The sequence below is a fragment of the Nocardia sp. NPDC004123 genome (assembly GCF_053603795.1).
Map to the genome: position 1 here is coordinate 249,451 of NZ_JBSGGG010000001.1, position 21,864 is coordinate 271,314.

Annotated in this window: 17 protein-coding genes, 1 tRNA gene, 1 other RNA gene and 1 pseudogene; 10 read left to right on the forward strand and 10 right to left on the reverse strand. The window is 66.5% G+C overall.

Annotated elements, in window-relative coordinates; genetic code table 11:
- Positions 1 to 84: 84 nt before the first annotated feature.
- Together ACWEQQ_RS01130 and ffs are read right to left on the reverse strand one after the other, a co-directional pair.
- Entirely contained in the window at positions 85 to 1,392 is a 1,308-nt protein-coding gene (locus tag ACWEQQ_RS01130; protein ID WP_452346733.1) for an aminotransferase class I/II-fold pyridoxal phosphate-dependent enzyme, read from the reverse strand.
- Between the two features lie 140 nt (positions 1,393 to 1,532).
- An RNA gene (gene ffs / locus ACWEQQ_RS01135) (signal recognition particle sRNA small type) lies at positions 1,533 to 1,627 on the reverse strand.
- Positions 1,628 to 1,726: 99 nt separating this feature from the next.
- On the opposite strand from ffs, the gene ACWEQQ_RS01140 reads away from it, so the two are divergent.
- The 4 genes from ACWEQQ_RS01140 to ACWEQQ_RS01155 all read left to right on the forward strand — a co-directional run bounded on the left by ACWEQQ_RS01140 (position 1,727) and on the right by ACWEQQ_RS01155 (position 4,810).
- Positions 1,727 to 2,824, forward strand: a complete 1,098-nt coding sequence (locus tag ACWEQQ_RS01140; RefSeq protein ID WP_452343903.1) for a hypothetical protein — start codon at positions 1,727 to 1,729, stop codon at positions 2,822 to 2,824.
- 54 nt (positions 2,825 to 2,878) lie between these two features.
- Positions 2,879 to 2,964 (forward strand) — tRNA-Ser (locus ACWEQQ_RS01145).
- A 647-nt stretch (positions 2,965 to 3,611) separates the two neighbouring features.
- Positions 3,612 to 4,325: a DUF2637 domain-containing protein gene (locus ACWEQQ_RS01150; RefSeq protein WP_452346865.1), complete on the forward strand. Its 714-nt coding sequence runs from the start codon at positions 3,612 to 3,614 to the stop codon at positions 4,323 to 4,325.
- Positions 4,325 to 4,810, forward strand: a complete 486-nt coding sequence (locus ACWEQQ_RS01155; protein ID WP_452343977.1) for a hypothetical protein — start codon at positions 4,325 to 4,327, stop codon at positions 4,808 to 4,810. The genes ACWEQQ_RS01150 and ACWEQQ_RS01155 overlap by 1 nt, the downstream gene beginning before the upstream one ends.
- A gap of 155 nt (positions 4,811 to 4,965) precedes the next feature.
- On the opposite strand, the gene ACWEQQ_RS01160 is transcribed toward ACWEQQ_RS01155, so the two are convergent.
- Positions 4,966 to 6,375: a wax ester/triacylglycerol synthase domain-containing protein gene (locus tag ACWEQQ_RS01160; RefSeq protein ID WP_452346734.1), complete on the reverse strand. Its 1,410-nt coding sequence runs from the start codon at positions 6,373 to 6,375 to the stop codon at positions 4,966 to 4,968.
- Between the two features lie 97 nt (positions 6,376 to 6,472).
- Here ACWEQQ_RS01160 and qcrB point away from each other — a divergent pair, with 97 nt between their 5' ends.
- Positions 6,473 to 8,092 (forward strand): cytochrome bc1 complex cytochrome b subunit, encoded by a 1,620-nt coding sequence (qcrB, locus tag ACWEQQ_RS01165; RefSeq protein ID WP_452346735.1) that lies wholly within the window; start codon positions 6,473 to 6,475, stop codon positions 8,090 to 8,092.
- A 200-nt stretch (positions 8,093 to 8,292) separates the two neighbouring features.
- On the opposite strand, the gene ACWEQQ_RS01170 is transcribed toward qcrB, so the two are convergent.
- Positions 8,293 to 8,502 (reverse strand): DUF397 domain-containing protein, encoded by a 210-nt coding sequence (locus tag ACWEQQ_RS01170; protein WP_452346736.1) that lies wholly within the window; start codon positions 8,500 to 8,502, stop codon positions 8,293 to 8,295.
- 394 nt (positions 8,503 to 8,896) lie between these two features.
- Between ACWEQQ_RS01170 and ACWEQQ_RS01175 the strand changes: the two genes are divergently transcribed.
- The 3 genes from ACWEQQ_RS01175 to ACWEQQ_RS01185 all read left to right on the forward strand — a co-directional run bounded on the left by ACWEQQ_RS01175 (position 8,897) and on the right by ACWEQQ_RS01185 (position 11,321).
- Positions 8,897 to 9,394 carry a DUF309 domain-containing protein gene (locus ACWEQQ_RS01175; protein WP_452346737.1) on the forward strand — a complete coding sequence of 166 codons (498 nt, stop codon included), beginning with the start codon at positions 8,897 to 8,899 and terminating at the stop codon, positions 9,392 to 9,394.
- Between the two features lie 173 nt (positions 9,395 to 9,567).
- Positions 9,568 to 10,473 carry a tRNA glutamyl-Q(34) synthetase GluQRS gene (gluQRS, locus tag ACWEQQ_RS01180; RefSeq protein WP_452343992.1) on the forward strand — a complete coding sequence of 302 codons (906 nt, stop codon included), beginning with the start codon at positions 9,568 to 9,570 and terminating at the stop codon, positions 10,471 to 10,473.
- A gap of 50 nt (positions 10,474 to 10,523) precedes the next feature.
- Complete coding sequence (locus ACWEQQ_RS01185; RefSeq protein WP_452346738.1) at positions 10,524 to 11,321, forward strand: RDD family protein; 798 nt, start codon at positions 10,524 to 10,526, stop codon at positions 11,319 to 11,321.
- Between the two features lie 124 nt (positions 11,322 to 11,445).
- Here the strand turns inward: ACWEQQ_RS01185 and ACWEQQ_RS01190 are convergent, their stop codons facing one another.
- Complete coding sequence (locus tag ACWEQQ_RS01190) at positions 11,446 to 11,991, reverse strand: DUF4190 domain-containing protein (RefSeq protein ID WP_452343983.1); 546 nt, start codon at positions 11,989 to 11,991, stop codon at positions 11,446 to 11,448.
- 72 nt (positions 11,992 to 12,063) lie between these two features.
- Here ACWEQQ_RS01190 and ACWEQQ_RS01195 point away from each other — a divergent pair, with 72 nt between their 5' ends.
- The gene (locus ACWEQQ_RS01195) at positions 12,064 to 12,831 is read left to right on the forward strand and encodes a queuosine precursor transporter (protein WP_452343993.1); all 768 of its coding nucleotides are present in this window, start codon (positions 12,064 to 12,066) and stop codon (positions 12,829 to 12,831) included.
- A gap of 55 nt (positions 12,832 to 12,886) precedes the next feature.
- Here ACWEQQ_RS01195 and tgt read toward each other — a convergent pair whose 3' ends face one another.
- From tgt to ACWEQQ_RS01220, 5 genes and pseudogenes are all read right to left on the reverse strand, one after another.
- Positions 12,887 to 14,137: a tRNA guanosine(34) transglycosylase Tgt gene (tgt, locus tag ACWEQQ_RS01200; RefSeq protein ID WP_452346739.1), complete on the reverse strand. Its 1,251-nt coding sequence runs from the start codon at positions 14,135 to 14,137 to the stop codon at positions 12,887 to 12,889.
- A gap of 127 nt (positions 14,138 to 14,264) precedes the next feature.
- Positions 14,265 to 16,232 carry an ABC transporter ATP-binding protein gene (locus tag ACWEQQ_RS01205; RefSeq protein WP_452346740.1) on the reverse strand — a complete coding sequence of 656 codons (1,968 nt, stop codon included), beginning with the start codon at positions 16,230 to 16,232 and terminating at the stop codon, positions 14,265 to 14,267.
- The gene (locus ACWEQQ_RS01210; protein WP_452343986.1) at positions 16,229 to 17,962 is read right to left on the reverse strand and encodes an ABC transporter ATP-binding protein; all 1,734 of its coding nucleotides are present in this window, start codon (positions 17,960 to 17,962) and stop codon (positions 16,229 to 16,231) included. The genes ACWEQQ_RS01205 and ACWEQQ_RS01210 overlap by 4 nt, the downstream gene beginning before the upstream one ends.
- A gap of 207 nt (positions 17,963 to 18,169) precedes the next feature.
- Positions 18,170 to 18,631 (reverse strand): annotated as a pseudogene (locus ACWEQQ_RS01215) (RrF2 family transcriptional regulator); the annotation flags it as partial.
- Positions 18,632 to 18,668: 37 nt separating this feature from the next.
- Complete coding sequence (locus tag ACWEQQ_RS01220) at positions 18,669 to 19,256, reverse strand: TetR/AcrR family transcriptional regulator (protein ID WP_452346741.1); 588 nt, start codon at positions 19,254 to 19,256, stop codon at positions 18,669 to 18,671.
- Between the two features lie 220 nt (positions 19,257 to 19,476).
- Here ACWEQQ_RS01220 and ACWEQQ_RS01225 point away from each other — a divergent pair, with 220 nt between their 5' ends.
- On the forward strand, positions 19,477 to 21,804 hold the full coding sequence (locus ACWEQQ_RS01225; protein ID WP_452346742.1) for an MMPL family transporter: 2,328 nt from the start codon (positions 19,477 to 19,479) through the stop codon (positions 21,802 to 21,804).
- The last annotated feature ends 60 nt before the right edge of the window (positions 21,805 to 21,864 follow it).

Sequence of the window (21,864 nt, forward strand, 5' to 3'; positions counted from 1 at the left end):
GTAACTCATCGCGGACCCCGAAATGCTAGCGGCACCCAACCGCCGGCACGGGTTGCCGACCGGTCACGGCACCCGAGCCGCCCGCTAAAAGCTCGGGGAGGCGGAGGAGTTCATGAGCTTCTCGGACGCGGCCAGCAGCACGCAGGTGGCCAGGCCGTCCATCGCCTGCTCCAGCTCACCCTCGGATGGGAAGCTGGGCGCGATGCGAATGTTCTTGTCCTCCGGGTCCTTTCCGTACGGGTAGGACGATCCGGCAGGGGTCAGCGCGATACCCGCGTCCTTGGCCAGCGCCACCACCTTGCTCGCGGTGCCCTCCAGCACGTCCAGGCTGATGAAGTAGCCGCCCTTGGGCTCGGTCCAGGACGCCACCTTCGAGGCGCCCAGCCGGTCCTCCAGAATTCGCAGCACCAGTTTGAATTTCGGCTCCAGGATGGCGCGGTGCTTCTGCATGTGCTCCCGCACGCCCTCGGCGTCCCCGAAGAAGCGCAGGTGCCGCAGCTGGTTCACCTTGTCCGGGCCGATGGTCTTCTTGCCCAGGTGCTTCAGGTACCACTCCAGGTTGGCGGTCGACGAGCCGAAGAAGCTCACGCCCGCACCCGCGAAGGTGATCTTCGAGGTGGAGGCCAGCACGAACGGGCGGTTCGGGTGCCCCGCCGCCGCGGCCAGGCCCAGCACGTCCAGCACCGGCTCCGCGGTGTCGGTGAGCGGGTGCACCGCGTAGGCGTTGTCCCAGAACAGGCGGAAGTCCGGCGCGGCCGTCGGCATCGAAACCAGTTCGCGGGTAACGGCTTCGGAGAAGGTGACGCCGGTCGGGTTGGAGTAGTTCGGCACCGCCCACAGACCCTTGATGCTGGGGTCGGACGCCACCAGCTCCGCGATCAGGTGGGTGTCCGGGCCGTCACCCTTCATCGGGATCGGGATCATCTCGAAGCCCAGCGACTCGGTGATGGCGAAGTGCCGGTCGTACCCCGGCACCGGGCACAGGAACTTGAGCACCGGCTCGTCGGCCCAGCGGCGCACCGAATCGGCGGTGCCGTGCAGCATCGAGAACACCAGCAGGTCGTGCATGATCTCCAGGCTGGCGTTGTTGCCGGCGAGCAGATTCGACACCGGAATGCCGAGCAGCTCACCGAAGATCGCGCGCAGCTCCGGCAGGCCGTGCAGACCACCGTAGTTGCGCACATCGGTGCCGTTGGCGTCGCGGTAGTCGGCGGTGCCCGGCAGCTCGAGGAGTTCCTGCGAGAGGTCCAGCTGCTCGGGCGAGGGCTTTCCCCTCGTAATGTCCAGCGTCAGCTTCTCGGTCTTGAGCTTCGCGTAGTTCGCGGTCTGCGTCTCGTGTTCCGTCACGAGTTCCGCATGGCTCATCAAACCGAATTGCGTCTGCCGAGGCATCTGACAGCCTTTCCAATGGCGTGGGATGTTTGTCCAGGGTTGCGCGCACCGCGAACCCAACCGACCACGTTACTAGGCGGCCGCGCCGATTCGGCAGGGATATATACAGTTCCGCCGCCACCCGATCGGGCCCCGAAAATGAAAGGGGACCCAGCGCACCCGGCAGAGCCCGTTGACCCTTGCTGCCTTCCGGCCCTGGGGGAGTTCACAGGATGCGCGCCGCGCTGGATCCGTCGGCCAGTGTAGCGGCTCACCGCACCCCGTGCGCCATCGGGTCGATACGATGCCTGCGATAAGCGGGGTCACCCGCGAAATTCCGGAGGGGAAAGACGAGATGACGAGTTCCGATCCAGGATCGGGCGGGCCGCACGACCCGGCGAAAGCCCAGGAAACCGCGCAGTGGTGGGCCACCCCGCCCAGCGGAACCGACGCCGGCCAACCGGTCCAGGGCGCGGACCCGACCATGCTGAACTACAACGCCGGCGGCATCCCGCCATACACGCCGCCCGCCCAGCCGCTTTCGACCGGCCAGCCCTCCGGCGGCTACCCGGCGGTGTCGGGTGGATTCCCGCAGCAGGCGATGTCGGCGGGATTCCCGCAGCAGGCGATGCCGGGCGGTTACCCGCAGCAACCGGCCTCCGGGGGCTATGCGCAGCAACCGATGTCCGGCGGCTTCCCCCAGCAGCAGTACGCCCCGCCGCCTCCGACCCCGCCGATCGCGCCCGCCTACGGCTACCCGGCGCAGCCGCCCCGCTCGGGCGGCAGCAAGACCGGCTGGATCGTCGGCGGCGTCATCGGCCTGGTGGTGATCGTCGGCGTCATCATCGGCGCGGTCGCCCTCTCCGGCGGCGACGGCCCCTCGCCGCTGAGCGACGACAAGAAGAAGAACGCCGGCAAGTACACGATGGACGGTGTCACCAACGGCTGCAGCGTGATCGACACCTCGGTACTCAGCAAGTGGGTGTCCACCTCCAAGGGCACCCCCGAGCACTCCGAGACCAAGCCCACCGACTACTCGGGCGGGCGCTTCGACTGCCGCGCCGGCAACGAAGAGGCCAGCAAGACCGACAAGTACACCACCAACACCGCCGACCTCACCCTCGACGTGTCCTTCCTGAGCGGCGCGTCGACGGCCTACAACAAGCCCGAATACGACACCTGGAAGACGTCCGACACCGGCACCACCGGCAGCGGCCGCACCGCCGGCGACGTGAACGGCATCGGCGAGGCGGGCTACTGGTCGGCCAAGGTCGACGACTGGACCTACTGGACCACCACCGACTACACGGTCGCGGTCAAGGACGACAACGCCTCCGTCAAGGTCAACATCCGCCTGCGCATGGCCAAGGGCCAGGACGTCAGCAAGGACGAGATCGCCCAGGTCTGCAAGGACCAGGCCCAGAAAGCCCTCACCAATCTGAAGAAGAAGTAGCCCCCGACCACGGCATTTGCTTCCACCAGGGGGGCACCCGGTATATTGCTCGACGGAGGATTCGCCTAGTGGCCTATGGCGCTCGCCTGGAACGCGGGTTGGGTTAACAGCCCTCAGGGGTTCAAATCCCCTATCCTCCGCTTCGAAGGCCCCGGCCGGACCCAGTCCGGCCGGGGCCTTCCGCATATCCCGGCCCGGCGGTCGTGAGCGAGGTCGCCATCGCTCCCCCGGCGCTCTGGTGCCCGATCTGGTGGACGTGGACCAGCGGCACGCACTGGTCGCGGCCATGGATCTCAATAGCCGGATCGCACGGATCGCGCGCCCGGCACTGGCCGGGGTCCTGGTGCTCGTCGTGCCCACATGCTCTGTTCATCGCGGGCACAATGACTTTCGTGGTGGCGGTGGCGGCACGGTCCGCGCGAGGGCACGCCGGTGGAGATCATGCGATGGGCTTTGGCCAAGGTGCAGTTGGGTTCTCGTCAGGGTGCGACGAGATGACCGACCAAACCGGATGATTGGCACGAAACACCTATTGGTTGCGTCCTTGCGTTGGCCCGATCGGTGCAGTCGGGCGTGATGTGTTGCAGCCCTGGGGATTCGAGTTAATCGATGGCTAACTGTCGAGAGCGCATTGCGCGCGTCCGCACAGCACCGAATCTGAAACTGGCGCGGTGCACAATCCGGGGACCGGCCGCACAGTACCCTCGCCGCCATGATGGAGATCACATCCGCGAGATCCACAGATGGCGACGTGCAAGCGCCCGCGCTGCACAGGGCGGGGGGCGTCATGGGGCGACTGAGTTCGTTCAGACCCCGGTTGGCACATGCTTCGCTAATTGTCGCGGGCGTAGTAGCAGTCAAGTCGTTTCAAATGTCTTTTTCCGCTCTGCACCAACTCTCGATACGCAATCTGGTACCGCCCGACCTGGCCTCGAATGTGCCGATCGCCGTCGACGGCCTGGTAATCGGTTCGATCATCGCCACCGCCTCGTTCCGGCAATGGAGCGTCGGCTGGTGGTATTCGACCGTGCTGTTCGTTCTGTCGACCATGCTCTCGATTGCCGGGAATATCCAGTACGCCCACGAGATCGGTGGCGGTGTCGTGGCCATGTTCATTTACGCCGGCATGCCGCTGACCATGCTTTTCGCGGTGCACCTCACGTTGATGCTCTGGCAACGCGGCAAGCAGGTCGCGGCCGAGCTGGCAGCCGAGCTCGAAGCCGCCGGGCTCGGCGCCGCCGAGCCCGAGCCCGACCTCGGGACCGCCGAGCTCGAAGCCGACCTCGAGGCCACCGAGCTCGAGGCCGAGTCGTTCACCTCACCGGATCCGGAGCACTCCGCGGAAGCCTTGGCAGCGCGTCAGCCCAGGCTCTACCCGCTCGAATCCATCGGGCCCGGGTATTCCCGCGGGCAGACCGCAGGCATCGGTGCACAGCACAGGTCAGCTGCGCCGGACGGCGTCGAACGACCCCAGGTCTCGATGACCGCCGCGCAAATGTAATGGCGGATGCAGCTCGATCGACCCCTCAGTCACCTCTGAAACCCTCTCTGGAGCGAAAAATGGCGATGAACATGTGGCAGGACCAAGGAGTAGATCAGTTCCGGGAAATCGCGAGCCGGCTGGCTTCGATCATCCAGAACAGTCTGGATCGATCGGGTGCGATGACACAGTTCACCGACGCAGTCGGCAACGTCGAAGCATTCACCGATCTGATGATCGAATACTCCGGTCGGTGGTTCAGTGAGACGGGCGGACGCTCGACACTGATGGGGCCGGAACTGTTCTGGATGTTGTCCGAGCCCGGCCCGCGGCGCGGCCCGGTGGTCAGCATGCGCAGCCAGGAATCCGGTGTCGAATCCGAAGTCAATGCCGGGCATCGCGCCCGAAAATTGTTGTTGATCTGCGTTTTCGAAGCACTCGCACATAGTCAATGGGGCGTCCCCGAGGGCGTCTCGGAGCATCCGCTGGTCAACGGTATGGTCTGATCCCGCTGTTGAACTCGACGATCCATTCGCTTGATCGAAAGCATCAGAGGTGATTCGGGCAAACAGGCAACATTGCTGGGCCCGCAAGGCTCCGGCCGGACTCGGTCCGGCCGGAGCCTTCCGCATATCCAGCCCCGCAACACATCCGGCCCCGGTCAGCCCGTGCCGCCGGATTCCCGCAATGCGCAGGTGATCTCGTCGATCGCCGAATCCAGCAGGGCGCTGTAGCGGTCCACGTCGGGGATTACCGCGGGATCGGCGTGGATGGAGACGGTGACCGTGTCGCCGAGGCCGTGGATGCCGTGAGTCAGGTGCATGACCGTGCCGAGCGCTGGAAAGCCGGCCGTGAATCGGGCTGCGCCGCCGCCGAATCGGAGGTCCGCCGGACCGCGGTCGACGCTGGAGACGACGGTATGACCCGAAACTCGTTCGGGGAGCACATCTATCGGGGCGTGCGTCACATCATGGTGCAGCAGCGGGGCGGGAAGGACTGCGGTCACCGAATCCTGCGCGTCCTGGAGCGGATGTGCGGCGCGAGTGCGGCGCGCGGCGAGGTCGGCGGCGATGCGGTCGGCGCGGGTGCGCGGCAGGGGTGCGGCGACGGCCAGATCCACCGACAGGTCGCGGTAGCCGTTGCGGCCGGCTGCCGCGGTGGCGATCGCCATGGGGACCTGGGCGCGCAGGTCGGCGACCGCGGCGCCGCGCTCCGAGAGATAGGTCTCCAACGCGATGGAAATGGCGGTGAGCGCCACCACCGTTACCGAGTGGTCCGGTACCCGCAGCCGATCCTGGTCGCACACCAGCATGCGCACGATATGCGCGGCAGGCGGTGCGCCGGTGCCGTTCAGGGCCGTCGGTTCGGTATCGGGTGCGGGCGGCGGCAGTTCCCCGGCCGCCGTGAGCTCGGCCAGCCGGCGCTGGGCCCGGGCGGCGGCCAGACCGCGAACGACGGTGCGCGCCATGCCGATCGGGATGCCGGGCAGCGCAACAGTAGCGGCGAGGGCGCTCGTCACGGCATCACGAAGGCTGCGCGGGAGGTACCGACCGACGAGTCGGCGCGAGGGGACCCCGGTGGCAGATGCCGGAAATTCACTGCTGCTGAACAACGCTCGCGCGATGGCAGCGGCGCGGCGGCCGTCGGCCAGAGCGTGGGATAGCTGGAGCACCACTACCAGCGCACACTCACCGGTAGCGAATCCCGGGACGTCCCGGACATTTCGGAACACGTGCAGCCGCCAGGGGCGGTCGTTCGCATTCAGGCCCGCGCCGAGCAGATCGCCCACCGCGGCGGTGACATTCACCCACGTGGCGTCCGAGAGTCGATGGTCGACGAACTGCTCGTTCGTGAATTCGCAAGTCGCCCAAATCGGATACGCAATATTTGCAGGAGTATCCAGCACATGGATCAGCAAATCCGGAATGTGGACCACCCGGCCGGCGACGGCCGCCCGCAGCTCGCCGGCCTCGCGTCCGGTGTCGGCGAAGCAGTAGAGCAGGAACAGGTCGTTGCGGGTACGCGCGGACAGCCAGTACATGGTGGCGTCCCGGGCGGCCAGGGATTTCACCCGATGACCATAACGAAACCCCGTACGGCGCAGCGCCTCCGGGTGCTACCGTTTGTAGTAGAAGCCTTACCATTCTCCCGGGGGCGGGGTGACCGCGATGGCAACCACCAGCAGGCTCGCCGGTCGACTTGCGCAACAAGCCGATGGCATGGACGAGCGCTACAAAGGCGCCGCATTCCTCAAAAGATCGATCAACAAGGTATTTCCGACACACTGGTCGTTCCTGCTCGGTGAAATAGCGCTGTACAGCTTCATCATTCTGCTGCTGTCCGGCGTCTATTTGACCTTGTATTTCGACCCGTCCATGCAGGATGTCACCTACAACGGCGCCTATCAGCCGCTGCGCGGGGTCACCATGTCGCGCGCCTACGAGAGCGCGCTGAACATCTCCTTCGACGTCCGCGGCGGACTCTTCGTCCGGCAGGTGCACCACTGGGCCGCACTGCTGTTCACCGCGGCCATGATCATCCACATGTGCCGGGTCTTCTTCACCGGCGCCTTCCGCAAGCCCCGCGAGGCCAACTGGGTGATCGGCGCACTGCTGTTCATCATGGCCATGTTCGAGGGCTTCTTCGGCTACTCGCTGCCCGACGACCTGCTCTCCGGCACCGGCCTGCGCGCCGCCTTCGCCGGAATCACCCTGGGCAGTCCGGTGATCGGCACCTGGCTGCACTGGCTCATGTTCGGCGGGGACTTCCCCGGCAGCATCATCATCCCGCGCCTCTACATCGCGCACGTGCTGCTGCTGCCCGGAATCATGCTGGCGCTCATCGGAGTTCACATCGCGCTGGTCTGGTACCAGAAGCACACCCAGTACCCGGGCCCGGGCCGCACTGAGAAGAACGTCATCGGCACCCGCATCGTGCCGGTCTTCTCGCTGGACCAGGGCGCGTACTTCGCCTTCACCCTCGGCGTGCTGGCGCTCATGGGCGGGCTGCTGCAGATCAATCCGATCTGGAACCTGGGGCCCTACAACCCCTCTCAGGTCTCCGCCGGCACCCAGCCCGACTTCTACATGATGTGGACCGACGGCTTCCTGCGCCTGTTCCCGGCCTGGGAGGCCTATCCCTTCGGGCACACCGTCCCGGGCGCGTTCTCGGTGGCGCTGTTCATGCCGCTCATCTTCACGCTGATCATCACCTACCCGTGGATCGAGAAGCGGCTCAGCGGCGACCGGGCCCGGCACAACCTGCTACAGCGGCCGCGCGACGTGCCGGTGCGAACCGCCATCGGGGCCATGTCGCTGAGCTTCTACCTGATCCTCACCCTGGCCTGCGTCAACGACATCATCGCCTTCAAGTTCGACATCTCGCTCAATGCCACCACCTGGGCCTTCCGCATCGCGCTGCTGACCGTCCCACCGCTGGCCTACACCATCGCCTATCGGCTGTGCGTGGGTCTGCAACGCGCCGACCGCAGCGTGCTCGAGCACGGCATCGAAACCGGTGTGGTGCGGCGACTTCCGCACGGCGAGTACATCGAGGTGCACCAGCCGCTCGGGCCGGTGGACGAGCACGGCCATCCGATTCCCCTGGCGTATCAGGGCGCCCGGGTACCCCGGAAGATGAACGAACTCGGGATCGCCGGCCGCCCCGGCACCGGCGCGTTCTTCTGGTCCGATCCACCCGAGGAGCGCGAACTCAACGCCGCCAACGATCATGCGGCCGAGCACGCGCAACTGGCGGTGCTGCGCAAGGTCCAAGACCGCGCCCACTGAAACCGCACCTACAGGTTCGCGGCCGTCTCGATTCTGGACTGACGTAGTGGGGGAGCGAACCGGAGGAGCGGAGGAAGGAAGAATCGAGACCTCGGGGCCGCGAACCCGCCCGGAGCGAAGCGGAGGGCAAATTGACACAGAGCGAAGCCCCCGAGTCTCCGGGACTCGGGGGGCTTCAATTGTTCCCGGTGGCGCAGCGGTCAGGCCCGCTTGAACTCGCCATCGGAGACGCCCGCCACGAAGGCATCCCATTCGCCGGGGGTGAAGGCCAGGATCGGCCCGGCACCGTGGTTCTTGCTGTCGCGGAGCGCGACATTGCCGTCTCCGAGGAAAGCCACCTCCACGCAGTTGCCGTTGGGCCCGCTGTGTTTGCTCTTGCGCCACACGGCGCCGGTGAAATCCACCTTCACGGTACTAGCTCCTTTTCTGCGTCAAGCTTGGAATCTTGCTGGCATCGATCTTGGCGACCTCGGGATCCATCCTTAATCACGAATCCCAGGTGTGCTTCGGGTCGCACGCAAACGCTCCGTACAACCCGTTCTCTGCACTTCGCGATGGGAATGCACCCCCGATGGCCGTTCCCGCGCTAAACCCTAGCAGGGTTCGTCATAGGGAGATCGCATTCTTTCGTTTTCAACCAGCAAATTTGTGGCAAGGTTAGCCAGCTAATTATTTGCACAGAATTAGCTTTAATTTGAGGCTATTCGATTTCAGAAGTCCGAATTCCGTTACCCAGCCATTCGCGCACCCGCAGGCAAACTCCGCGCGGGCCGCCGGCACCGGCCATGGGGAATCATGGAGGGCATGCCCCAGCCGACCCACGACGACACCGGACGGGACCGCGACGAGAACGGACGCGCCCGGAATGCCCGACCTCGTGACCGTTTTGGGCGACCCCTCCCCTTCGGCAGCGCCGGCATCCCCCGCATACCCGATGATCTCGACCTGCCGCCCCTCGAAACCCTCGACTACGCCCAGCGGCTGCTCGACGACGGCCTGGCCTTCAACGCCCATGAGGTCCTCGAGGCCGCCTGGAAGAGCGGTCCGTTCGCCGAGAAATCGCTGTGGCAGGGCCTCGCGCAATTTGCCGTTGGACTGACCCACATTCAGCGCGGGAATCCGAAGGGCGCGCGCACCCTGCTCGAGCGCGCGGCACAACGGCTCGCCGCATACGGACCCGCGCCCTACGACATCGACACACCCGGCCTGGAGGTCCGCGCGCACGCCCTGCTCACCGCGCTCGACCAGGGAAAACCCATCTCCGACAACGATCTTCGGCCCCGGCTCACAATCCCGCACTGAATTCGCAAGCCCGCTGTCGCACCGCACCCGGCGTGTGCGCCCGCAAGAAGGCGAAGGACCAGCGGCGCTGCGAAGCATGCGAACTACCATCGACAACCGTGCCCACCGACCCCGCCACCGCAACAACCGGCCGCCGGGCTCCCCACCCCGGCCACGGTCCGACCACCCGCGGCGTGGGCCGCTTCGCGCCCAGCCCGTCCGGCGACCTGCACCTGGGCAACCTCCGCACCGGACTGCTGGCCTGGCTGTTCGCCCGCTCCACCGGCCGCGGATTCCGCATGCGGGTGGAAGACCTGGATCGGGTGAAGAAGGGTGCGGCCCAGCGGCAGCTGGAGGATCTGGCGGCCATCGGGCTGGACTGGGATTCGCCGGTGGTGTGGCAGTCACAGCGGCTGCCGCTCTACCCCGCCGCCATCGAGCGCCTGACCACCGCGGGCCATACCTATGAATGCTTCTGCACCCGCAAGGAGATCCAGCAGGCGGTGACCGCACCGCACGGCCCGATGGGCGCCTACCCGGGGACCTGCCGCGACCTCACCGAGCACGAAAAGCAGCGCCGGCGCGACGCGGGCCGGCCCGCCGCGCTGCGGCTGCGCGCCGAGGTCGGCGAATTCACCGTCACCGATCGCCTGCTCGGCGAATACCGCGGCGCGGTGGACGATCTGGTGCTGCGGCGCGGTGACGGCACCCCCGCCTACAACCTCGCGGTCGTGGTCGACGACGCCGAACAGGGCATCGACCAGGTGGTGCGCGGTGACGACCTGCTGCCCTCCACGCCACGGCAGGCGTATCTGGCGACCCTGCTCGGGCTGCCCGTGCCCGAATACGCCCATGTCCCCTTGGTACTCAACACTTCCGGGCAACGGCTCGCGAAACGCGACGGCGCCGTCACCCTGCGCGACCGGATGGCCCTCGGCGAATCCCCGCAACACGTGCTGGGATTGCTCGCGGCGTCATTGGGCTACTCGGGCGCAACTACGCCGTCCGCCTTGCTGGCGCAATTCGATCCGGAAAACCTGCCGCGCGAACCGTGGACACTCGACCCCGACGGGTTGTTGCAACCCAGTTCGTATCCGTAACGTACGCACTCGACCAGATCCCGAACGAATTCGACGAGGACGGCGAAACAATGACGAGCGGTGGGTACGACCCCAACCAGTATCCGCAGGGTGGCCAGCCGTACGGGCAGCCGCATCAGCCCCAGCAGCCGTACGGTCAGCAGCCGTACGGACAGCAGTCCGATCCCTACGGCCAGCAGCCGCAGCAGCCCTACGGACAGCAGTCCGACCCCTACGGCCAGCAGCCGCAGCAGCCCTACGGACAGCAGCCCGACCCCTACGGCCAGCAGCCGCAGCAGCCCTACGGACAGCAGCCCGACCCGTACGGGCAGCAGCCGCAGTCGTTCGGTCAGTCCGACGCCTATGGCCAGCAGCAGCCCTATGGCCAGCAGCCGTACCAGCCCTACCCGGGCGGCGGCCAGCCCGGGTTCGGCGCCGGCGGTTTCGGTGGCGGGCAGCCGGGTGACCTGTGGATCCGGTTCGCCGCCCGCATCATCGACGGCCTGATCATCGGTATCCCGGGCGGCATCATCGCGGCGCTGCTGCCCAACAACATCGCCTGGGCCTGGGACGTGCTGCTGCCGATCATCCTGTTCGGCTACTTCATCCTGATGGAGACCCAGCAGGGCGGCCAGACGCTCGGCAAGAAGCTGCTGGGCCTGCGCGTGGTCGGCCCCGGCGGCGGCCCGATCGACCCGGCCACCTCGGCCAAGCGCAACCTGTACGTGGTCGTCCAGCTGATCCCGTGCCTGGGCTGGCTGATCGGTCTCGGCATGGCGATCTACATCGCCATCACCATCGAGCAGGACCCGAACAAGCAGGGCTGGCACGACAAGTTCGCCGGCGGCACCCAGGTGCTGAAGGGCTGAGCCCGGCTCCGCTGAGCGCGAAATGGGGACGCATCCCGACGGATGCGTCCCCATTTTCATTGCCGCGCACGGCCCTTTTCATTGCTGCGCACAGCCCTTTTTCATTGCTGCGCACAGCCTTTCGTCAGGACGATCCGGTCGATCCCGCGATGATCAGGATCAGGAACAGCGCGAGGCCGATCACGATGCTGATGGCACCCACCCAGACGCCACCCAGCGCCAGCCCGCGGCCCTGCTGCTGCGTGTTCTTGAGCTGGTTCAGCGCCACGATGCCGAGCACCAGGCCGACGATCGAGACGACCGGCAGGAAGGCGCAGAAGAACATGGCCGGCACGCCGATGATCGACACCACCAGCGAGGCGATGGCCAGCGAATTGGTCTGCTGCACCGGCGGACCGTAGCCGTAGGGCTGATAGCCCGGATACCCGTAGGCCGGGGGTTGCTGCCCGGCGGCCGGATAGGACGGCGTCGGATTCGCCTGCGGCGGTGGATAATTCGGATAGACCGGCTGCGGCGGCGGGGTCAGCGGCGGATTCTGGTACTGCGGAGCGGAGGTGTAGCCGGCCGGGGGCGGGGCCGGCTGCTGTGGCGTTTCGGGCGGGGTCTCGGGCGTCACGCCCTCACCGCCGTACTGCTTCCACCACTCGTCGGAATCGCCGGGATTCGTCATTCGCTCAGCCTAGGGCAACCCATCGGTCCGTACCCATCGGTCGAGGCAGGGATACTTTTCGGCGTGAGTGAAATCGAAAAGAGCGACATCGGCACCGACCGATCTGGACACCCCACGCCCGAGCACGCGGCATTCGCGGACGCGGCGGGGGGATATTTCACGCCGGTGGCGGTGGCCTTCACCGCTGTCCTGCTGATCTCGAACGTCTGTGTCGCCAAAGGCGTCCAATTCTTCACCGGACACCACGTGTCCTTCGGCCCCATCACCGTGCTGCCGCTCACCATGGACGGCGCATTCTTCCTCTTCCCGCTCGCCTACGTCATCGGTGACGTCCTCAGCGAGGTCTACGGGTTCCGCGCGACCCGCCGCATCGTCTACTACGGGTTCGGCGCGCTGCTGCTGATGATCGTCTGCTTCCAGATCGTCATCAAGCTGCCCACCGGAGACCTGGATCAGAACGGTTCGGCGTTCGGAGACGTGCTCGGCCACACCCCGCAGCTGGCGTTCGCCGGCATCGCGGGCTACTTCGTGGGTCAGTTCCTCAACTCCGTCACCCTGGTGCTCATCAAGGAGCGCACCAAGGAGAAGCACCTGTGGGCGCGGCTGCTGGGCTCCACCGTGGCGGGCGAATTCGGCGACACCTTCGTGTTCTGCTCCATCGCCGCCACCGCCATCGGCATCCACACCTGGGGCGACTACATCAACTACACCCTGGTGGGCTTCATCTGGAAGACCCTCGTCGAGATGATGGTGCTGCCGATCAGCTACCGCTGCATCGCCTTCCTGAAGAAGCGCGAGCCCTCGTACCGGCCGCGCGAACGGTCCGCCATCTACGAGTGAGCGTGAGCCCAAGGGCCACCGTCCGGAACACGCGGCGCGGTCGTATCGAATTCCCTTACAGCCCAGGGGCTTTGATCCGACCGCGCCAGCGACCGAGGAACTCGGTCTTGTAATCGTCGAAGTAGCCGCCGTCGATGCTCTCCCGCACCCGATCCACCAGCCGTACCGTGAAGCGCTCGTTGTGGATGGTGCACAGCGTCGACGCGAGCATCTCCTTCGCCTTGAACAGGTGATGAATGTAGGCGCGGGTGTAGTTGGCGCAGGTGTAGCAGTCGCAGGTCTCGTCGACGGGCGTGAAGTCCCGCTTGAAACGGGCCGTATTGATATTGAAGCGGCCCTCGTCGGTGTACAGCGCCGCATTGCGGGCCACGCGGGAGGGATTCACGCAGTCGAAGGTGTCCGCGCCGTTCTCCACCGCGGTGAAGATGTCCTCCGGCTCGCTGATGCCGAGCAGGTGCCGCGGCTTGCCCTCGGGCAGCTCGTCACAGCACCAGCCGACAATGGTGCCCAGATTGTGCTTCTCCAGCGCGCCGCCGATGCCGTAGCCGTCGAATCCCGTTCCGGCCGCGCCGCGCAGGTCCTCCAGATCGCGACATGCCTTGCGGCGCAGGTCCTCGTACTGTGCGCCCTGGATGACGCCGAACAGCGCCTGGTACGGCCGGTGCGAGCGGGCCGCGGTGAGCCGCTCGTGCTCGTCGAGGCAGCGCTGGGCCCACAGCCGCGTACGCTCCAGCGATTCCTCCTGGTAGCCACGGGTGTTCATGAGCGTGGTGAGCTCGTCGAAGGCCATCATGACGTCCGCGCCCAGCTGATGCTGGATGCACATGGACACCTCGGGCGTGAAGCGGTGCCTGGAGCCGTCCAGGTGCGAGCGGAAGGTGACGCCGTCGTCGTCGACGTGTGCCAGCCGCTCCTTGCCCTTGGCGATCACATCGTCGTTCTGCACGCCGACCGACTCCATGGCCAGCACCTTCTTGAAGCCGACGCCCAGCGACATGACCTGGAAGCCGCCGGAGTCGGTGAAGGTCGGGCCGTGCCAGTTCATGAACTCGGCCACACCGCCGGCCTCGTCCACGATGTCCGGGCCGGGCTGGAGGTAGAGGTGGTAGGCGTTGGCGAGCAGGGCCTGCGAGCCGAGTTCCTTCATGGTCTCGGGCAGCACCGCCTTGACCGTGGCCTTGGTGCCGACCGGGATGAAGGCGGGGGTCGCGATGTCACCGTGCGGAGTGCTGATCACGCCGGTTCGGCCGTGCCGCCCTTCCAGGCGCGCACCGACCTTGAACGAGAACTCCGAAGCAGCAGACACCGAGCCATCTTCTCACTTCGTGAAAAGTGGCCCGGCCCGCACCGGAGGGTGCGGGCCGGGCCGGTTCGGGTCGATCAGGGCAGAGCCCGCCCGGTGCGGGCGGCAGCCGATGCGGCTTGCCGAGGGCTCAGTTCGCGGCCGCTCCGACCGCGTCCGGTTCCGGATCGTCCACATTGTTGCCCTCGCCATCGGTGAGGGCGGCGGCGAACTGCGCGTCGTAGAGCCGGTAGTACGCGCCCCGGGACCGCAGCAGCGTCTCGTGCGTCCCCTGCTCGACGATCTTGCCCTTCTCCATCACCACGATGGTGTCGGCATCGCGGATCGTCGAAAGCCGGTGCGCGATCACGAAACTCGTGCGATCCCGGCGCAGCGCCGCCATGGCGTGCTGCACCAGCAGCTCGGTGCGGGTGTCGACCGAGCTGGTGGCCTCGTCCAGGATCAGGATGGACGGCTTGGCCAGGAAGGCGCGGGCAATGGTGATGAGCTGCTTCTCACCGGCGCTGACGCCGGAGCCCTCCTCGTCGATGACGGTGTCGTACCCGTGCGGCAGCGCGTGCACGAACCGATCCACGTAGGCGGCCCGGGCGGCTTCGAGGAGCTCCTCCTCGGTGGCGGCGGGATTGCCGTAGGCGATGTTCTCCCGGATGGTGCCGCCGAACAGCCAGGTGTCCTGCAGCACCATGCCCATGCGCGACCGCAGGTGGTCGCGGGTGATGCGGGTGATGTCGACGCCGTCGATGGTGATGGCGCCGGAATCCACCTCGTAGAACCGCATGAGCAGATTGACCAGCGTGGTCTTGCCCGCGCCGGTCGGGCCGACGATGGCCACCACGTGACCGGGCTCGGCCACCAGCGAGAGATCCTCGATGATCGGGGTCTCCGGCTCGTAGCGGAAGGACACGTCCTCGAACGCCACCCGGCCACGATCCACCGGCCGTGAATCCTCCGGATCCGGATCCGCCGACTGCTCCTCGGCGTCGAGGATCTCGAAGATCCGCTCCGCCGAGGCCACACCCGACTGCAGCAGGTTCATCATCGAGCCGATCTGGGTGAGCGGCTGGGTGAACCCGCGCGAGTACTGGATGAAGGCCTGCACCTCACCCAGCGACAGATTGCCCGACGCCACCCGCAGACCACCGACCACGGCGATCAGCACGTAGTTCAGATTCCCGAGGAACATGATGGCGGGCATGATCAGGCCGGAGATGAACTGCGACTTGAACGAGGACTGGTAGAGCTTGCCGTTGGTCTCGTCGAACTTCTCGCCGACCTCGCGCACCCGGCCGAAGGCACTGACCACCTCGTGCCCGGTGAACGCCTCCTCGACCTGAGCATTGACCTCGCCGGTGAGCTTCCACTGGTCCACGAAGTGCGGCTTGGAGCGCTTGGCGATCTGCGCGGTCACGATGACCGCCAGCGGCACCGTCAGCAGCGCGATCAGGGCCAGCAGCCACGAGATCCAGAACATCATGATCAGGATGCCGATCACCGACAGCACATTGATGATCAGCTGGGACATGGTCTGCTGCAGCGTCTGCGCCACATTGTCGACGTCATTGGTGACGCGGGAGAGCACATCCCCGCGCGGCATCGAGTCGAAGTACCGCAGCGGCAGCCGGTGGATCTTCTCCTCGATCTGCGCGCGCAACCGCTTCACGGTCCGGTTGATCACGATGATCAGCAGTTGGGCTTCGAGCCAGCCGAACACCGAGGCGCCGATATAGAGCGCCAGCACCCAGGCCAGCACATGGCCGACCGCGGTGAAATCGATTCCCGTACCGGGAATCACGTTCATGCTGGCCAGCATGTCCGCGAAGGTGTTGTTGCCGTTCGCGCGCAGCCCCTCGACCAGCTGGTCCTTGCTCTGCCCGGGGGGCAGCTGCTTGCCGACCACACCGTCGAAGATGAGGTTGGTGGCCTTGCCGAGAATCTGCGGGCCCAGGGTGTTGAGCACCACCGAACCCACGGCCAGCGCGAAGACCACGACCAGATAGAACCGGTCGGGCGCGAGCATGCGCAGCAGGCGCTTCAGCGACGGGCCGAAGGACTTCGCCTTGGCATCCGGCGCACCGGGATTGACGGCTCCGGGCCTCATCGCACCTCCTCCGCACTGAACTGCGACTCCACGATCTCGCGGTACTCGGGACAGTCGCGCAGCAATTGCTCGTGGGTGCCGATGCCGGCCATCGCGCCGTCCTCCAGCACCACGATCTGATCGGCGTCGCGGATCGTCGAGATCCGTTGCGCCACAATGACGACCGACGCGTCCGAGGTCTCCGGCCGCAGCGCCTCGCGCACCCGCATGTCGGTGGCGACGTCGAGGGCGGAGAAGCAGTCGTCGAACAGGTAGATGCGCGGCTTGCGCACCAGCGCGCGGGCAATGGCCAGCCGCTGGCGCTGACCACCGGAGACGGTCGTACCGCCCTGTGCCACAGGCGTTTCCAGGCCCTGCGGCATCTCGCGCACGAAATCGGCGGCCTGCGCGATCTCGAGCGCGTGCCAGAGCTCCGCATCGGTGGCGTCCGGCTTGCCGTAGCGCAGATTGGAGGCCACGGTGCCGGAGAACAGGTACGCCTTCTGCGGCACCAGGCCGATCTCGGAGCGCAGTGTCTCGAGGGGCAGGTGCCGGACGTCGGTGCCGCCCACGTAGACCGCGCCGTCGGTGACATCGATCAGCCGCGGAATCAGGTTGATCAGCGTGGTCTTTCCGGCACCGGTCGCACCCACGATGGCGGTGGTGGTGCCCGGCCGGGTCTCGAAGCGGATGGCCCGCAGCACCGGCTTCTCGGCGCCCGGGAACTTGAACTCCGCGAAGGCCAGGTCCACCGTGCCCGGATCACCCTTGAACGGCTGCGGCAGCCGCGGTTCCGACACCGAGGACTCGGTGTCCAGTACCCCGCCGATGCGCTCGGCCGAGACGGCGGCGCGCGGGGCCATCATGGCCAGGAAGGACGCCATCATGACCGCCATCAGGATCTGCATGATGTAGGCCAGCATCGCGGTGAGCGAGCCGATCTGCATCTCCCCGTTGTCGATCGCGTGGCCGCCGAACCAGATGACGCCGACCGTGGTGACGTTCGAGATGAGCATGACGGCCGGGAACATGAGGGCCATGTACTTGCCGACATAGAGCGACTGCTCGGTCAGCTCGGTATTGGCGACCCCGAAGCGCCAGGTCTCCTGCCGCTCCCGCACGAAGGCCCGCACCACGCGAATGCCCGTGATCTGTTCGCGCAGTACCCGGTTCACCGCGTCGATGCGCTCCTGCATGCGCCGGAAGCCGGGCACCATGCGGCTGATGATGAAGGCCATCGACAGGCCCAGCGCCGGCACCGCGATCAGCAGCAGCCACGACAGCTGCAAGCTCTCGCGCAGCGCCATGAAGATGCCGCCGATGCACATGATCGGCGCCATCACCAGGATGGTGGCGCTCATCAGCACGAGCAGCTGCACCTGGCCGACGTCATTGGTATTGCGGGTGATCAGCGACGGCGCGCCGAACACGCCGACCTCCCGCGCGGAGAAGGTGCCGACCCGGTGCAGCAGCGCCGCGCGCATATCGCGGCCCGCGCCCATGGCCGCTTGCGCGCCCAGGTACACCGAGACGGCCTGAGCGGCGATCTGGATGCCCGTCACCAGCAGCATCCACCCGCCGGTGGACCAGATGTAGCCGATATCACCCTTGGTGACGCCCTTGTCGATGATGTCGGCGTTCAGCGTGGGCAGGTACAGCATGGCGATGACCGAGATCAGCTGGAGCACGACGACCCCCGCCAACTGCTTGCGGTAGGGCCAGAGGAAGGTGCGTAGAAGTCGGATCAACATGATGGTGGCAGGCTACCGCCATCCTCCGGAGCCCGCCGCGACGTTTTGCGGCACCGGCGGGCAACGGCCCGGGTCACGGCGCGGATCGGCTGCTCTCGGCAGGTTCGCTCAGATGTCGGGCTGATCCAGATCTCGCCACCCGCCCGCCGCGGGCGCGCTCGGCGATCCGCCATTGGACGCCGATCCGGCCGCGACCGGTCCGCCCGCGGGGCGGGGACGGCGGGTCCAGGCATCCGGATCGTGCAGCAGCTCGTCCAGGAAGGACGGCAGCAGATCGTGGGCGATATCGGCGACGGTGACCCGCTCCAGTACCGAGCGGATGTTCACCCGCAGCCCGATCCACACTCGCTGCAGTGGTTCGGCCGCACCCGGGTAGCTGACATCCTCCGGCCGCTGCCCGCGCACCGAGGCCAGCGGACCCTCCACCGCGCGAATCACATCCGCGATGCTGATCTCGGCGGCCGGGCGGGCCAGGCGATAACCGCCGTCGGGACCGCGGCGGCTGACCACCAGTTCGCCCTTGCGCAGATCCGCCACCACCGATTCCAGCACCTTGGGCGGAATGTCCTGGGCGGCCACGATGGCGTCGGCCTTCACCGAATCCGGTTGCGCCTTCGCGATTTCCACAAGGGTGCGCACCGCGTAATCGACCTTCGCGGTGATGTGCACGAGAACTCCTGAGACAGATCGGTGGTGAGCGAGAACCCTATCGCGCCGGATTCAGCACGCCGAGTGCGGCATTCAACAATGTCGTCTCGACGTGATCGGCATCGGCGCCGGGCACGATCTCCTGGGACATCATCGCGGTGCTGAGCACCTGCATGGCCGCGGCGGCGCGCAGCAGGGTGTCATTGTCGGCATCGGGCCCGGCCATCCAGCGGCACATGCGGTGATGCAGTTCGATCATGTCGGGATAGCGGTTGCCGAGGGCATTCACGATCGCGACGGTGTCCCGCATGCAGAGCACGCCGACCTGACGATTGGCCAGCGTCGACTGCAGGCGCCGGCGGATCACCTCGCGGACGTTCTCCTGGGTGTGCGGAATGTCATCGAGACCCTCGACCTGATCACGCACTTCGTCGAACATCGGCTCGATGATCGCTACCAGAAGATCGACCTTCGAGGCGTAGTGATAGTAGAGCGAGGCTTTTGTGATTCCCACCGCATCGGCGACCTCGCGCAGGCTGCTGTGATCGAACCCCTTGGTCGAAAACAGCTGTAGAGCGGCGTCCCGGATCGCGTCCTTGGTGCTTCTAGCTGCGACAATTGTTCCGGAACCGACCTGGCCACCCATGTTCTCATCCTCTCACCCGCGCTCGGTGTGCGATCAACGCCACCTAGAGTCGAGGTTGTTCCTCCGCTTATTCGCTCGGTAGTCTACCTACCGCACGGTAGGCAGATTTTAGTTTCGTGGAGGCGGGGAGCCCGCAGAGCTCCCGGCGGCAGTGCTGTCTACGCGCTCGCACCAGCACCCTGTTTTCGCCCGCACAAACCATCGCCCAGGAGAACCCCTCGTGTCCGTATACCTCTATCGGTGGGGAAAGTTCGCCTTCCGCCGGAAATGGATAGTCATCACGGCGTGGATCGCCGCGCTACTCGTTATCGGCGGACTCGGCGGGGCCCTCGCCAAGCCGTTCCAGGACTCCTTCACCATGCCGAACCTGCCTTCGGAGCGGGCCACGGAAATCCTCGACGCGCATTTCCCGGGGGCATCCAAGGAGTTCGACCCCAATGCCGTCAGCGGCACCTATGTGATCGCCGCGCCGGAGGGTCAGAAACTGACCGATCCCGGGCCGCAGGCCGCGCTCTCGCAGTTCCTGACCAAGCTCGGTGACCTGCCCATCGTGGACAAGTCGTCGCCGCTGATGAATCCCATCGACACCACCAAGAAGATCGGTCAGCCAGCCGGCATCGACTGCCTGGGCGGCGACCGTTCCAACCCGAACTTCTCCGCGATCTGCTCCAGCGCGCCCCTGAACGTGCTGAACAAGACCAACCCGGATTCGGTGGCGACGGTCCAGGCCAAGTTCACCATCGCGAAGTTCTCCGACATCAAGCAGGCCGACCGCGACGCCGCCTACCAGGTGGGCGACGAGGCGCGCGCGGCCGGGCTGCAGGTCGAGCTCACCGGTTCGATCGCGCAGGATCCGGGCGGCTCGAACGGCTCCTCCGAGCTGATCGGCATCGCGGTGGCGCTGGTGGTCATGGTGATCGCGTTCGGCGCGATCGTGGCGGCCTTCGTGCCGATCCTCACCGCACTCGTCGGTGTCGGCACCGCCATCTCCATCATCATGTTCGGCACCCACTTCCTGACCGTGCCGACCTTCACCCCGATCCTGGCCTCCATGATCGGCCTGGCGCTGTCCATCGACTACGCCATGTTCATCGTCTCGCGCTACAAACACGAACTGGCCGTGTCGAATTCGCCGGAGGAGGCCGCGGGCACCGCGGTCGGCACCGCGGGTTCGGCCGTCATCTTCGCGGGCCTGACCGTCATCATCGCGCTGGCGGGCCTGAGCTTCGTGGGTGTCAGCTTCCTCACCTACATGGGCATCTTCGGCGCGGTCTCGGCCGCGATGGCGGTGCTGGTGGCCGTCACCCTGATGCCGGCGCTGATGGGCGCGTTCGGCCGCTTCCTGTTCAAGCCGAAGCTGCCGCTGGTCGCCAAGCACGATCCCGAGGACGAGAAGTCGGTCACCAACGGCATGCGCTTCGCCCGCCTCATCGGCAAGGCGCCCGCGCTGACGCTGGGCATTTCCATCGTGCTGCTGGGCCTGCTGGCCGCGCCCGCGGTGAACCTGCAGCTGGGTCTGCCCGGCGGCGACTCCATGCCCAAGCACACCACCGTCCGCAAGGCGTACGACCTGCAGACCGCGGGCTTCGGCGAAGGCGCCAACGGCACCCTGCTGGTGGCCGTCGACCTCAGCAAGACGCCGGAGAACCAGCGCACCGAGGCCCTCGACGCGCTGCGCTCCAAGCTGGCCTCCTACCCGGGCATGGACTACCTGACCCTGGCCCGGCCCAGCGAGGACAAGCAGGCCGCCATGTTCATGGGCGTGCCCAAGTCCGGGCCGAACAACCAGGAGACCAAGGACCTGGTCAAGAACGCCCGCAATGCCGAGTCCGAGTTCCATGACCGGTACGGCATGGAGTACGGCATCACCGGTACCACGGCCATCTACGCGGATGTCTCGCAGGCGCTGCTGAACAAGATCATTCCGTACCTGGCGATCGTGGCCGGCGCGGCATTCATCCTGCTGCTCCTGGTGTTCCGCTCCATCCTGGTGCCGCTGACCGCCGCGTTGGGCTTCCTGCTCTCCATGGCGGCCACCTTCGGCGCGACCGTGCTGATCTTCCAGGAGGGCCACTTCGGCCTGGTGGAGGCGCACCCGCTGGTGAGCTTCCTGCCGATCATGCTGATCGGCCTGGTCTTCGGTCTCGCCATGGACTACCAGGTCTTCCTGGTCACGCGTATGCGTGAGGAGTACGTGCACGGCAAGTCCGCCAAGGACGCCATGATCAGCGGCTACCACCACGGCGCCCGCGTCGTGACCTCCGCCGCCATCATCATGATCTCGGTGTTCAGCGCCTTCATGCTCGACGACAACGTGGTGGCCAAGTCCATGGGCTTCGCCATGGCGGCGGGTGTCTTCTTCGACGCCTTCATCGTCCGCATGGTCCTCATCCCGTCCCTGCTCGCCCTGCTGGGCAAGTGGGCCTGGTGGCTCCCGAAGTGGCTGGACCGCATCCTCCCCGACATCGACGTGGAAGGCGCCAAGCTCGCCGAGCTGAAGCAGTCCGCCACCCCCGTCGAGGACAAGCAGCCCGTCACGGTCGGCTGACCTCCGCACGAAATCCACTCGGCCCCCACCCGATTACCCGGGTGGGGGCCGAGTTCTTTT

Coding starts and splice junctions, on each gene's coding strand:
- ACWEQQ_RS01185 (WP_452346738.1), top strand. CDS start 10,524: ATGACGAGCGGTGGGTACGACCCCAACCAGTATCCGCAGGGTGGCCAG.
- ACWEQQ_RS01205 (WP_452346740.1), bottom strand. CDS start 16,232: ATGAGGCCCGGAGCCGTCAATCCCGGTGCGCCGGATGCCAAGGCGAAG.
- ACWEQQ_RS01140 (WP_452343903.1), top strand. CDS start 1,727: ATGACGAGTTCCGATCCAGGATCGGGCGGGCCGCACGACCCGGCGAAA.
- ACWEQQ_RS01210 (WP_452343986.1), bottom strand. CDS start 17,962: ATGTTGATCCGACTTCTACGCACCTTCCTCTGGCCCTACCGCAAGCAG.
- ACWEQQ_RS01220 (WP_452346741.1), bottom strand. CDS start 19,256: ATGGGTGGCCAGGTCGGTTCCGGAACAATTGTCGCAGCTAGAAGCACC.
- ACWEQQ_RS01190 (WP_452343983.1), bottom strand. CDS start 11,991: ATGACGAATCCCGGCGATTCCGACGAGTGGTGGAAGCAGTACGGCGGT.
- ACWEQQ_RS01155 (WP_452343977.1), top strand. CDS start 4,325: ATGGCGGATGCAGCTCGATCGACCCCTCAGTCACCTCTGAAACCCTCT.
- ACWEQQ_RS01150 (WP_452346865.1), top strand. CDS start 3,612: ATGGGGCGACTGAGTTCGTTCAGACCCCGGTTGGCACATGCTTCGCTA.
- ACWEQQ_RS01130 (WP_452346733.1), bottom strand. CDS start 1,392: ATGCCTCGGCAGACGCAATTCGGTTTGATGAGCCATGCGGAACTCGTG.
- qcrB (WP_452346735.1), top strand. CDS start 6,473: ATGGCAACCACCAGCAGGCTCGCCGGTCGACTTGCGCAACAAGCCGAT.
- ACWEQQ_RS01175 (WP_452346737.1), top strand. CDS start 8,897: ATGCCCCAGCCGACCCACGACGACACCGGACGGGACCGCGACGAGAAC.